Raw genomic sequence first — 14,150 nt, 5'->3', positions numbered from 1 at the left:
ATGTTTTTCTGAAAGGAAACATTTTTGTTCGTAAAAGTGCTTCATCTCATTAATTTTAGGACAATCGAAAGTTTTTTTATATATTTACTTCGTATATTTGTCACAAGGTCCGGATGGCTTTGCCGGGCAACATTCATGCAAAGAAATTAATGAAATTAAATCAGAAATGAATTCGGGAAAAGCATATCTTTCATTTTATAGCGGGAAAAGAATTTTTATTACCGGTCATACGGGATTTAAAGGGAGTTGGTTGGTAAAGATTTTATCGATGGCAGGTGCGGAAATAAAGGGTTATGCTCTTCCTCCGGCTACAGATCCTGATTTGTATAGTGCCCTTGAGATAGACAAGCTTTGTACATCTGTGTTCGGAGATATTATGGATCGAGAGAAACTCATCCGTGAAATAGAGGATTTTGCTCCGGATGTGGTTTTTCATCTTGCGGCGCAACCGTTAGTCCGTCTTTCTTATGATATTCCTGCAGAAACTTTCGGCGTTAATGCAATCGGCACTGCGCATGTTCTGGATGCTGTCCGTAAGATAAATAAGCCGTGTACGGCGATTCTGATAACTACAGATAAAGTATATCATAATAACGAGTGGAATTTTCCGTACCGGGAAAACGACCGTTTAGGAGGATATGATCCGTATAGTGCAAGCAAGGCTTGTGCGGAGCTGGTTATCGACTCTTATCGAAATTCGTTCTTTAACCGGAAAAGTCATAATGATCATAAAAAAGCGATCGTAAGTGCCCGTGCCGGAAATGTGATCGGTGGAGGAGATTGGGCGAAAGATCGTCTCGTCCCGGATATTGTCAGGGCATTGCATAAGGGAGAGGAGATTGTACTTCGTAATCCGGCGGCCGTTCGTCCGTGGCAACATGTTTTAGAGCCGTTAGGCGGATATTTGTTGTTAGGTTATCTTGCATCGGTTCGGTATGCCGATTTGTCCAATGCTTATAACTTCGGACCTAATCCGGAAGATACGCTTACAGTCGAACAGATGACAGCTTTGGCGACAGATATTTGGGGAATCGGCAAATATCGAGTGGAACAAAATCTGTCAGCACCTCATGAAGCCGGGCTGTTAAAACTGGATATTTCTTTGGCTAAAGCCGAATTGGGATGGAAACCCGCTATGAATGCCCGGGAAGCGCTGGAGCTGACGTTGCAATGGTATAAAACATATTATCAGGATAAAGGATTCATTTCTGATTTGACAGAACAACAGATACAATATTTCTTCAGTAAGTAAATAACTAAAATCAAAATATGAGTACAAAAAGAGAACAAATCATACAGCTGGTAAAGGAGTATTATCGGGAAGAATTTGAAAGTAAAAAGAAAGATTTCGAGCCGGGAGATAAGATCTCTTACGGAGGACGGTTTTTCAATGATGAAGAAATGTGTGCTTTGGTCGATTCTTCATTGGATTTTTGGCTGACGACCGGAAGATATGCTGCCCGTTTTGAAAAAGAGATGGCTCAATTCTTAAATGTTCGCTTTTGCTCGTTGACCAATTCAGGTTCATCTGCGAATTTGTTGGCATTTATGGCTTTGACATCTCCGAAATTGGGCGATCGCCGAATTAAGAGGGGTGACGAAGTGATTACGGTAGCTGCCGGATTTCCGACAACTGTGACTCCTGTAATCCAGTTTGGTGCTGTTCCTGTGTTCGTAGATGTGACAATTCCCGGATACAATATCGATGTAACTGAGTTGGAGGATGCTTTTTCGGATAAGACGAAGGCTGTTATGGTTGCCCATACACTCGGTAATCCTTTCGACATAGCGGCTGTCAAGCAATTTTGCGATAAGCATGGATTATGGCTTATCGAAGATAACTGCGATGCCCTGGGCTCTCGTTATTTTATCGATGGGGAGTGGAAATATACCGGTACGATCGGAGATATAGGTACTTCGAGCTTTTATCCTCCTCATCATATGACAATGGGTGAGGGAGGTGCTTTATATACGAATAACCTGCAATTGAAACGTATTATAGAATCGTTCCGGGATTGGGGGCGTGATTGTTATTGTAATTCGGGGAAAGACGATACTTGCAAACGTCGTTTTACACAGCAATTCGGTGAATTACCGTTGGGGTATGATCACAAATATGTCTATTCTCACTTCGGATATAATCTGAAAGTTACCGATATGCAGGCTGCAATCGGGTGTGCTCAATTGCAGAAGTTGCCGGCTATCATAGATGCCCGTAAACAGAATTGGAAATATCTGAGAGAGAAATTATCGGTTTACGGTAATAAGCTGATATTGCCCGAACCGACCGAAAATTCTGATCCGAGCTGGTTCGGTTTTGTTATCAACGTAAGAGAAGATGCCGGATTTACTCGTAATGAAATTGTCGATTATTTAGAGAAAAACGGCATACAAACACGAATGCTGTTTGCCGGAAACTTGATTAAACATCCTTGTTTCGATGAGATGCGTACGAAAAAAGAGGGGTATCGTGTTTGCGGAGATCTGACAAATACCGATGCGATTATGAGCGATGTTTTCTGGATTGGCGTTTATCCCGGAATGACTCGGAAAATGCTTGATTTTATGATCGAAAAGATAGGAGAATTTTGTCATGCCCGTTAAAACTGTTTTGCTTACGGGAGGAAATGGTTTTATAGGGAAGAATCTCAAAGAGAGTTTTCTTGCGCAGAAATATAATTTGTTGACTCCCGGAAGTAAAGATCTCAATCTGTGCGATGAAGATGCGGTAGCCCGGTATTTTGATGAGCATCAGATCGATATCGTTATCCATTCGGCCGTAAAACCGAATCATCGTAATGCAAAAGATCTGAGTAATATATTTTATTCGAATACACGTATGTTTTTTAATCTGGAACGGTATTCTGACCGGTATCAGAAAATGCTCGTACTCGGGTCGGGTGCTATTTATGATTTACGGTACTACCGTCCGCTTATGAAAGAAGATGAATATACGCGTTTCTTGCCGGCCGATGAACATGGATATTGTAAGTATGTGTGTGAAAAGGTAATTGAAAAGAGCAGCAATATATATGATCTGAGACTGTTCGGAATTTTCGGGAAGTATGAAGATTATGCGATTCGCTTTATTTCCAATGCCATTTGTAAAACGTTGTATGATCTTCCTGTCACATTGCGTCAGAATAGGCGATTCAGTTATTTGTATGTAGACGATCTGCCTTCGGTTATAGATCATTTTATCGAAAACACACCTCGATATAAAGCATATAATGTTGTTCCCGATCAGGTCGTTTCATTATATGATCTGGCACGTATGGTGGTCAGGATATCCGGAAAAGAGTTGCCGATATTAGTCGGGCAAGAAGGCATGGGATCGGAATATAGTGGCGATAATTCCCGTTTGAAAAAAGAAATGCCCGATATTCGGTTTACTCCGATAGAAAAATCCGTAGAACAATTATACGAGTGGTATGCCGCTCATCGTGACGAGATTGATAAAAATGTATTGTTATTTGATAAATAAAACCTTTGTACTATGATTAAGACCAGTGATTTTTTGTTTAAGTATTTAGTAGAGAAACACGGCATCACAGATGTTTTTTTAGTTACGGGTGGCGGTGCGATGCACTTGAATGACTCTATCGGACGAAATCCCGATATTCGGTATATTTGTAATCATCATGAGCAGGCCTCGGCGATTGCAGCTGAAGGGTATTATCGCGCTTCGGGCAAATTGTGTGTGACGAATGTAACGACAGGTCCTGGAGGAACAAATGCCGTAACCGGAGTTTTGGGACAATGGACAGATTCTATTCCGGCGATTTATATTTCGGGTCAGGTAAAACAGAGTACGACGATACATGCTTGTCCGGATTTGCATTTGCGGCAATTGGGAGATCAGGAAGCAAATATTATCGATATTGTGAAGCCGATCACAAAGTTTGCCGAGATGATTACGGATGCGAATGATATAAAATACTATATAGATAAAGCAATTTATTTAGCGACACATGGCCGCCCGGGTCCCGTCTGGATCGATGTTCCTTTGGATGTACAAGCTGCTCTTATCGAAGAAGAAAACTTAAAAGAGTTCGATCCGTCGGAGTTGGAACAGCAATCGTACACCCCGATAGAGAAGTCGGTAAAATCTGTCATTGAGAAATTGAAGACTGCAAAACGTCCGGTTTTCTATGTCGGTAATGGTTTGAGATTGGCCGGAGTCGTAGATGATTTTATCCGGATAGCAGAAAAAACGAATATTCCGGTAGTCACGGCGATTAGCGGACATGATATCATTTGGCATGATCACCCTTTGTTTTTCGGAAAACCGGGAATATGCGGTGACCGGATCGGGAATGTGATGGTACAAAATTCCGATCTGTTGATTATTCTCGGAACTCGTTTGGGCATTCGCCAAATCGGATATGCCTATGAACAATTTGCTCCGTCGGCATATAAGATCATGGTCGATATCGATGCTTGCGAAATGTCGAAACCTACGTTTACACCGGATATGAAGATACATGCCGACCTGAATCCTTTTATTAAAGAGATGGAGTCGGAGGTATCGACTATCTCTTTCCCGGATTATACCGCTTGGATAAATTGGGGGAATGAGCGTCGTAAAGAACTGCCTACGGTATTCGAAGACAATCCCTCGACTCCGGGTTATATCAGTTCGTATGTGTTTGCCGATGAGTTGTTTAAGCAATTGAAAAGCGGAGATGTTGTCGTTACGGGTAATGGCACGGCTTATACCTCTACTTATCAGGCGATGCACGTAAACAAGGGAGTCAGGGTATTTGCCAATCAGGGTTGTGCTGCTATGGGATATGATTTGCCTGCAGCCATAGGTGCTGCCGCTGCCAATAAATGGGGGCGGACTATACTGATTACCGGAGACGGAAGCATTCAGATGAATATTCAGGAATTGCAGACGTTACTGACATTTAATCTTCCGGTGAAAATATTTGTGTTGGAAAATGAAGGTTATCTGGCGATAAAAACTACACAGAAGTCGTTTTTTAATAAAAAATATACGGGAAGTAATCCGCAGAGCGGGGTGATATGTCCCGATATGGCAAAAATTGCCGGAGCTTACGGAATACCTTTTGTCCGCATACATGAAGAAGGGAAAGTATTAAAAGATACAATCGCGGAAGTATTAGCTTCTCCGGGAGTCATGATTTGTGAAATTACGATGGACCCGGAACAAACGTTGTTCCCTAAATCCGCTTCTTCGATGGATAAAAACGGTAAGATGGTATCGTCTCCGTTAGAGAGAATGTTCCCGTTCTTGCCCGATGAAGAACAGCAAAAATGTACATATCCCGGCAGTAAATAAGATATTGTCAAGACTGTAACCGATATAAAAAAGAGTTCTGTGATCAATAAATCCCGGAACTCTTTTTTATATGCCGGAAATGCATTATCTTTGCCGCGAAATAAATGTGGAAGGATTTGGCTGCTTGCAACCACACAAAAAAATGCTAAAACTGCGTGACCTGCCATGTTGTACGGAATCCGGCTTTAATTCATTTCCTTCCCCGTTTTTTAATAAATATTTTTATGGAGCACGGTTGTGCATAAATTAAAATTAAAAACAGATGAACTATTTATTCACCTCGGAATCGGTGTCTGAAGGACACCCCGATAAAGTAGCCGATCAGATATCGGATGCTTTGCTTGATGAGTTTTTGGCGTATGATTCCAACTCGAAAGTAGCTTGCGAAACATTGGTGACTACAGGACAAGTAGTACTTGCCGGAGAAGTAAAATCTGATGCTTATGTCGATCTGATGGATGTTGCCCGTCGGGTAATAAACCGTATCGGATATACAAAAAGCGCATATAAATTTGACGGAGACTCTTGCGGTGTTTTTTCTGCGATACATGAACAATCTGCAGATATAAACCGTGGGGTAGAACGTGAAGATGAAATGAATCAAGGGGCTGGAGATCAAGGGATGATGTTCGGATATGCCTCTAATGAAACGGACAATTATATGCCGCTTTCATTAGATCTTTCTCATCTCTTGTTGATCGAGCTGGCTGCGATTCGTCGGGAGGGAAAAGAGATGACCTATTTGCGTCCCGATTCTAAATCTCAGGTGACGATAGAATATAATGAGGATAATGTCCCTGTCCGGGTTCATACGATTGTGATCTCTACGCAACATGATGAATTCATAGTACCGACAGAGCAAACTCATGAAGCACAGATGGTTGCTGATGAAAAGATGCTATCGATAATTTTTGAAGATGTAAAGAACATCTTGATTCCCCGTGTAATAGCCAAACTTCCCGAACGTTTGAAAGCTCTTTTCGACGATAAGTTGATTCTGCATGTAAATCCTACGGGAAAATTCGTGATTGGCGGTCCTCACGGGGATACCGGACTTACGGGTCGGAAGATTATTGTAGATACTTACGGAGGTAAAGGCGGACATGGCGGCGGTGCTTTTTCAGGAAAAGATCCTTCGAAAGTCGATCGTTCTGCAGCGTATGCAGCCCGTCATATCGCCAAAAATCTCGTAGCGGCAGGTGTATCCGATGAGGTTCTTGTTCAGGTTTCTTATGCGATCGGTGTTGCTCAGCCGGTAAGTATTTATGTAAATACTTACGGTAAATCTCATGTGGCATTGAGTGACGCCGAAATCGCATCTCGAATAGGCGCTATTTTTGATATGCGTCCTAAAGCCATAGAAAAACGTTTGAAATTGCGAAATCCTATTTATGAAGAAACGGCAGCTTATGGTCATATGGGACGTAAGCCTTGTACGGTAGTCAAGACTTTTTCTTCAAAATACTTCCCGAAGCCGGTTGTTAGAGAAGTAGAGCTTTTTACTTGGGAAAAGTTGGACTATGTGGATGCGGTTAAGGAAGCATTCGGTCTTTGATGGTTTAGACGGTCTCTAAGAAAAATAAGAGGAAAGTCTGTTCGAGTATATCTTTGAACAGACTTTTTTTGTTGCTGTTGACAAAAAAAGTAAATTTGCAGATAGTCATCAATATAAATGAATATATGAAAAATATAATCATATTTTTTCTCTCCTTTTTCTTGTTCTTGACGGCATGTAGTTCTGGAGATAAGTATATTGTAAAAGGAAATCTTTCTCATTTGGAGGGTCAGTATTTATATGCCGTACACGAAAGGTATAAGAAAGAGCTTAAAATGGATACGATCAGGGTACAGTCGGGTAAATTCGAGCTGACGGGAGAAAGTGAGATGTTGACTTCTTTGCAGTTGTATACAGAAGATTATACCCCGTTGATGCAGTTATTTGTAAAAAACGGAGATCACATCTCTTTAGAGGGGGACGTACAGAGACCTTTTGAGATTCGGATAAAAGGGAATGAAGCATACCAGGCCGTTACGGATTTTAATCAACGGAATGGTGCATTATTGCAAAGGATTGCCGAAAAGCGGAAAGAATATTATACCCGGGAAAAAGATTCTGCTTATTTTGATGATCTGAAAAAATTAGAAAATGAAATTTGTAGAGATGCCGAATCCGAGATTTCTGCAAAACCGGCTTCTCCGGCTTCTATAATTCTCATGTATGAATATCTTTTAAATGAGAATACGGTAGAATTGTGTGATTCTTTGTTGCGCATCATGCCTTCTGAAGCAAAACCGGCTTCGTTGTTGGCAAAAATAGATCTTTTTATAGAGCAGGTACGGAGAGTATCGGTAGGAAAGATTTTCCCTTATTCTGTTTTGAAAAATAAAAAAGGAGAGTCGGTTTCGACAAATACTTTTCGAGATATTCCGACAGTAGTGACTTGGTGGGCATCTTATGATCCGGCAAGTCGGGAGGAGATGAAAAATATAAGAGAAATTTATTCTAAATATAAAGACGATAAAGTCAGGGTCGTAAATATTTCTCTCGATATAGATAAGGAAAGCTGGAGAAACCGGATAAAAAACGACTCTCTTGAATGGACTCAGTTGATTCAGCCTGAAGAGTGGAATGCTTCTTCGACACGGAATTTAGGCATTTCCAGAATTCCATATACGATGATTCTTGATAAGACCGGACGCTTGGAAAAAGTCGGGTTGGAAGGAGATGAACTTAAAAAATATATAGATAAAATGGTTTCCCGAATAGATAGTCTGGAATCTGTTAAGGAAAAAGGTTAAATCTCGGATCATGTTGATAAAGGTTTTTGGTGCTGCTGTGCAGGGAATAGATGCTTTGGTCGTAACGATCGAGGTGAATTGTACGCAAGGAATCCGTTTTTTTCTGGTTGGACTTCCTGATGCGGCTGTAAAGGAAAGCCATGAACGTATTGTCTCGGCTGTTCAACATAATGGTTATAAATTTCCTCGTCGCCAGATTGTTATAAATATGGCTCCTGCCGATATTCGGAAAGAGGGTTCTGCGTATGATTTGCCGTTGGCTGTCGGTATTTTGGCTTCTGCCGAATTGATCAAACCCGATAAGCTGTCACAGTATATGATTATGGGAGAACTGTCTTTGGACGGTTCTATTCTTCCGATAAAGGGGGCTTTGCCTATTGCAATCAAGGCGAGAGAAGACGGATTTAAAGGGCTCATCGTTCCGCAAGCGAATGTAAAAGAGGCGGCTGTCGTAAATAATCTCGATGTTTACGGTGTCGGGAATATCCGTGAAGTGATCGAATTTTTTAATGATGAGAGAGTTTTGTCTCCTACTGTAATCGATACTCGAAAAGAGTTTTATCAACAGCAATGTGAATTTGATCTCGATTTTGAAGATGTAAAAGGGCAAGAAAATGTTAAGCGAGCTTTTGAGGTCGCTGCCGCCGGTGGTCATAATTTGATTATGATAGGCCCTCCGGGAGCAGGAAAATCGATGATGGCGAAGCGGATAGCTTCTATTATGCCCCCATTGACTTTGCAGGAAGCATTGGAAACGACTAAAATACATTCGGTGGCGGGAAAGATGGAGCGGGGGAGTTCTTTGTTGTCTCAACGTCCTTTCAGAGCTCCGCATCATACTATATCGAGTGTAGCTCTTGTCGGAGGAGGAGCTTTCCCTCAGCCCGGCGAAATTTCGTTAGCTCATAACGGAGTCTTATTTTTGGATGAACTACCTGAATTTTCAAGGCAGGTTCTTGAGGTGATGCGTCAGCCGTTGGAGGATCGTAAAATAACTATTTCCCGAGCAAAATATTCGATCGAATATCCGGCCAGTTTGATGTTGGTAGCTTCGATGAATCCTTGCCCGTGCGGATATTACAATCATCCTGAGAAAAAATGTATTTGTCCTCCCGGCAGTGTTCTGAAATATTTGAATCGTATTTCCGGACCGTTACTTGATCGTATAGACATACAAATTGAGATTGTTCCGGTTCCTTTTGAGAAAATGGCGGATAGCCGTCCGGGAGAACCCAGTGCCGTAATCAGGGAAAGAGTAATACGAGCACGTGATATTCAAGCAGAACGGTTTAAAGATATTCCGGGGGTGTATTGCAATGCGCAAATGAATACAAAATTATTGAACCGTTTTGCCCAGCCCGATGAACTTGGTAAAGAACGGTTAAAAGACGCCATGAAACGTTTCGGCCTGTCGGCACGGGCGTATGACCGTATTCTCAAGGTTGCTCGTACTATTGCCGATTTGGCAGGGAGTGAGAATGTGCTGTCGGTGCATATTGCCGAAGCGATCAATTACCGGAATCTCGATAGAGAAAATTGGGCAGGCTGATCACTTCTTTAGATGGGTGCTTAGATGTACTAATATATTGTGATATAAATATTTCTGTATTTAATATAATATTGCATATTTCTGAAACTATTTATGGAAATAGCGTTGAATTGCTGTTATTTTCGATAATTTTGCTTTTGTTGTATTTATGACAAATAAATGGGTCACTTTTTTAAAATCGTATATTTATGAAAAAATTGTTACTATCTTTTTTCTGTTTGTTATTGGCAGTACAGAATTATGCTCAGGAAGGAGTTGAATATAAAACGTTGCCGACACGAGTTAGTATTATATCTCCTGATTCAGAGCATTTTGATCCTTCTTCATTGAATATATCCTGTCATAAAGAAGTTGTCGAGCCATTTGTATGGGATAATTCTACAAAAAGTTATGTAGGCAAAATACGTTGTTATTTCGGTGATGATATAGTAAATTTTACAATAGGAACTCCCGATAACCGTATTGTGTGTGAATTGGAAGGCTTTATTGAAAATCTTGAATCGATAACAGAAGCTAATTTCAAAGTAGATTTTTCTCAATATCATTATGTACAAATAAAAGCAAAAGATAAGAGAATGTCTCTTTATGTTGATTATATTTATTCTTCGGAAGACGATAGCGGGTCATCATTCCCCGGAGGAAGTCATATTTATACTAATATGGTTGATAATGCAACATGGTGTAAATCCGGGAAATATACCTATGAACCTGAGATTACATTTGATGATGCTGCCGTAATGACGACTGAGCATTATTTGACTGTGGATAATAGAGATGTAGAAGAGATTATAGACATCGACATGGAGAAGATGCATTTGGTAACATTCCATGTTACAGGAGTCGAAAAAAAGCCTTTGGCAGGAGCTTCTATTGATGTTATTCCGTCAACGAATGCGGATTTGGATATGGAGCTTGATACCGATGACGAAGGAATAGGGAGAGCCTATTTGTTGGATGGATCTTATTATTTCGGGGTAGATGCTTCCTATAATAACTATTTGGGGAGCGATGACTCTATCGTAGAGTTTACCGTATCCGGAAAAGATATTGATGTAAAATATGGGTTTGATGACTATAAGAAAGTGATATTCAACATATCCGGAATAGGTCTTCAGTCTGTTGCATTGTCAATTATGAAGGCTTATGAGTCGAATCAAGATGAATATTATGAGTCTTTATCCGGAGAGGGAGTTGTGGCTCATGAGATGTATCTGCCGGCAGACGGACAATTCAGTTATAGTATCAATCCGACTTGCTCAGGCTATAAATTCCCTGTTAAGAATGATGTTTTTGAAGCAAATACGACAGATAGGTTAGATATTGTTTTTGATGAACAAAATTATACACAAGTATTTTTTGATGTTATAAATAAGCCTGAAGAAAATTATCCGTATATAAAGATATTTCACAATGCTACCTTGGTGCGCGATTTATACATTGGGGATATGTCTTCTAAAGAGATGTTTTCTCCGGGCGAATATAATTATGTGTTGATAAGTAATAATAGTGATTTGCAGTCAAAGGGTTCGTTTGCCATTTCCAAAGGAGATGAGAAAAAGACTATAACTGTAGATTGTGCCGAAGGTATAAGCAAACCGGTCTTTTTTAGTGTAAAAAATATGCCGGAATCTATTAAATCGGAATATCTTTCGTATGAGGTAAAAAGTGAAAATGGAATGGATTTGTTCAATTTCAGTTTCTATCCCGGTCAAGAAGAGCCGGTTCAATTTTCTTTGCCGAACGGTTCTTATATTTTTGCTATTAGTAAAGATGACAGTAGAGGGGCATTTTATCATGAACAGAAAGTCGAGATAGATGATAATAATCGTAATGTAGAAATTGATCTCGGAAATTATGGTACTGTACGGGTATATACTACTGCTCCTGAAGGAATTTCGGTAGATGATATATTTTGTATATATCCTGATGGGCAGACGGTTGACCTTTATGGTGAAGAAGTCATGGTATGGCTTGAAAGCGGCAAAGAGTATAGCTTTATCGCATCGGGTAGTGATGATAACGGCTTTGATATGCATTCGTCGGAGAAGAAAGCAGTTACCGTTAAGGCTGGCGAGGTCGTTGATGTTACTTTAGATCTGGAAATTCCGCAGACCGATTATACGGTATCGATGAGTATCCGAGATAGATATGCAGGTTATATTAAGAATGCAAAAGTGACGATTAATGGAGAGGCTTATCGGTCGAATCGTCAAGGACAGGTCCAAACTCTTATTCCTGTTTCCGGAAATAGCCTTACTTATAGGGTAGAGGCTACTGGATATGAAACTTTAGAGAAAACAGTTCAACTATCAAAAATGGATATTCTGTCACAATATGTAGATATAGATGTGTTCTTGGAATATGATGGTGGAGTTGATGGCATAGAAGAGCAGACGATTGATAAGTTGAAAGTCTTGAATACTGTTGTAGATGGTAATTTATTTATCGATAATGGAACAGAAAATATGTGGAACATGATTATGGTGGGACTTGATGGTCATGTTGTGATCAATAAAAATATAGAATTGGGTATCAATGATATTGGTGTAGAAAATCTTGCTTCAGGATTTTATATCGTTGTATTAAGTAACGGTACTGAACAAAAGTCTGTAAAGATTATCAAGCGATGAAGTTCTGCAAGTAAATCTTATATAAACAAAAAGCGGTTATCTGTAATTTTGATGATAACCGCTTTTTTGTTTATAAAATTTTGATTTTCAGAACTTATCTAAATTTCCCGATAAAAAAATATTATCAGGTCATTTGTAAAAACTCAGTGGTTCATTTTTAGCATATCTTCTATATGCTCACGGCTATTGCTGAGGCGTGGAATTTTGTGTTGTCCGCCCAATTTCCCTTTATCTTTCAACCAGTCATGGAATAGTCCGGGACGGGCTTTTATTATTTCAAGCCGGTCAAGGAAGATACCTTTGTATCGTTTAGCCTCATAGTCCGAATTAAGGCTCTGTAATGTCGCATCGAGAATGTCGGCGAACTGTTCTAATGACTCCGGTTCTTTTTCGAATTCGATCAACCATTGATGGCGACCTCGGCTTTTGTTCGACATGAATACCGGTGCGGCACTGTAATTTGAGATAATTGCTCCTGTTTGTTCACAAGTTTTTGCCAAACCTTTTTCTGCGTTATCTACCATTAGTTCTTCTCCGAAAGCGTTGATAAAATGTTTTGTCCGTCCGGAGATAATGATTTTTGCAGGATCGGTCGATGTTACTTTTACCGTATCGCCTATCTGGTATCGCCATAGTCCGCTGTTGGTCGTAATAACCAATGCATAATTCTGGCCCTTTTCTATTTCCCAAATCGGTAGTACGACCGGATCTTTTTTCCCGACTTCCGATAAAGGAATAAATTCAAAAAACACACCTATATCGAGTAACAACAGCATTCCCTGTTCGTCAAAACTGTTTTGTACGGCAAAGAATCCTTCTGAGGCATTGTAAGTTTCTACGTAGTGCATCTTTTCAGACGGAATCAGCTCTTTATAATAAGAGCGGTAGGGTTCGAAGCTTATTCCCCCATGAAAGAACACTTCGAGATTAGGCCATACTTCGGATAGATATTGTTTTCCGCTTTGTTGTAATATCTTTTTTATCAGAGTCAGAAACCAAGACGGAACACCGGACAAGTTTGTTACATTCTTGTGTAGGGTGGACCGTACGATTTCTTCGAGTTTCTTTTCCCATTCCGACATTAAGGCGATTCGCTTTTCCGGAACACGGATGAGGTTGACTAACGGATTGATGTTCTGTATCAGGCATGCCGACAAATCTCCGCATCGGATGTCTTTGCGGAGAGAGCTGATCTGGTGGCTTCCCCCGAGAATCAAACCTTTTCCTGAGAACATCCGACTATCGGGATTCATGTTCAAATAACTGACGACACAATCTGTACCCCCCCGATAGTGACATTGGTACAATCCTTCTTTACTGACCGGAATAAATTTGCTTTTGTCGTTTGTCGTCCCGGAAGATTTGGCAAACCAGCGGACTTTTGACGGCCATATAAGGTTGTTTTCACCTTTAAGCATCCGTTCTACATACGGTTTCAGCTCTTCGTATGTAATCAACGGAACTTGTTCGGAGAATGTTTTATAATCTGGGATTTTCTTGAAACGGTATAGTTTCCCTATTTCTGTATTTTGTGCTGTTTCAAGAAGGTTGTATAGTTGTTTTTTTTGTATCTCGTCTCCGTATCTTTCAAACAAGTCGATCTGTTTTTGTCGTTTGGCAAAAAGCGGGCGTACTATAGGTGTTATATCCATCTTGTTTTGGTTGTTATTCGAGGCAAAAATACAAAATATACTAATTTTTATTTCATGATCAGTAAATTATATGCATGTATTTTGCATTATGTAGCAATTGAGAGGCATTTTGTTTATCGAATTATAAAATTATGTTTGGCAAAATATAGATTTTGAGGATCGGATAATACAAAGAAACCGTAAATCCATTTTCAGACTTACGGTTTGTTCTTATT

Annotated in this window: 9 protein-coding genes; 8 read left to right on the top strand and 1 reads right to left on the bottom strand. The window is 40.2% G+C overall.

What is annotated here, in order from left to right; genetic code table 11:
* Positions 1-166 precede the first annotated feature (166 nt).
* From rfbG to QUE35_RS08815, 8 genes are all read left to right on the top strand, one after another.
* Positions 167-1,252: a CDP-glucose 4,6-dehydratase gene (gene rfbG / locus QUE35_RS08850; RefSeq protein WP_022389990.1), complete on the top strand. Its 1,086-nt coding sequence runs from the start codon at positions 167-169 to the stop codon at positions 1,250-1,252.
* A 17-nt stretch (positions 1,253-1,269) separates the two neighbouring features.
* Positions 1,270-2,604, top strand: a complete 1,335-nt coding sequence (gene rfbH / locus QUE35_RS08845) for a lipopolysaccharide biosynthesis protein RfbH (protein ID WP_022599998.1) — start codon at positions 1,270-1,272, stop codon at positions 2,602-2,604.
* Complete coding sequence (locus QUE35_RS08840; RefSeq protein WP_022599995.1) at positions 2,594-3,484, top strand: NAD-dependent epimerase/dehydratase family protein; 891 nt, start codon at positions 2,594-2,596, stop codon at positions 3,482-3,484. Before rfbH ends, QUE35_RS08840 begins: the two co-directional genes overlap by 11 nt.
* A gap of 12 nt (positions 3,485-3,496) precedes the next feature.
* Positions 3,497-5,305: a thiamine pyrophosphate-binding protein gene (locus QUE35_RS08835; protein WP_022599993.1), complete on the top strand. Its 1,809-nt coding sequence runs from the start codon at positions 3,497-3,499 to the stop codon at positions 5,303-5,305.
* Positions 5,306-5,567: 262 nt separating this feature from the next.
* The gene (gene metK, locus QUE35_RS08830; protein ID WP_009318308.1) at positions 5,568-6,860 is read left to right on the top strand and encodes a methionine adenosyltransferase; all 1,293 of its coding nucleotides are present in this window, start codon (positions 5,568-5,570) and stop codon (positions 6,858-6,860) included.
* Positions 6,861-6,985: 125 nt separating this feature from the next.
* Entirely contained in the window at positions 6,986-8,104 is a 1,119-nt protein-coding gene (locus QUE35_RS08825) for a TlpA disulfide reductase family protein (RefSeq protein WP_147404877.1), read from the top strand.
* A gap of 10 nt (positions 8,105-8,114) precedes the next feature.
* Positions 8,115-9,653 (top strand): YifB family Mg chelatase-like AAA ATPase, encoded by a 1,539-nt coding sequence (locus tag QUE35_RS08820; protein WP_009318306.1) that lies wholly within the window; start codon positions 8,115-8,117, stop codon positions 9,651-9,653.
* 188 nt (positions 9,654-9,841) lie between these two features.
* The gene (locus QUE35_RS08815; RefSeq protein WP_022599989.1) at positions 9,842-12,283 is read left to right on the top strand and encodes a T9SS type A sorting domain-containing protein; all 2,442 of its coding nucleotides are present in this window, start codon (positions 9,842-9,844) and stop codon (positions 12,281-12,283) included.
* Between the two features lie 143 nt (positions 12,284-12,426).
* On the opposite strand, the gene QUE35_RS08810 is transcribed toward QUE35_RS08815, so the two are convergent.
* Positions 12,427-13,935 (bottom strand): GH3 auxin-responsive promoter family protein, encoded by a 1,509-nt coding sequence (locus QUE35_RS08810; RefSeq protein ID WP_022390617.1) that lies wholly within the window; start codon positions 13,933-13,935, stop codon positions 12,427-12,429.
* Positions 13,936-14,150 lie beyond the last annotated feature (215 nt).

Source organism: Coprobacter fastidiosus (assembly GCF_030296935.1).
Taxonomy (GTDB): Bacteria; Bacteroidota; Bacteroidia; order Bacteroidales; family Coprobacteraceae; genus Coprobacter; species Coprobacter fastidiosus.
Note: the sequence above shows the minus strand (reverse complement) of the source record. Positions and strands in the feature narration are given on the sequence as shown.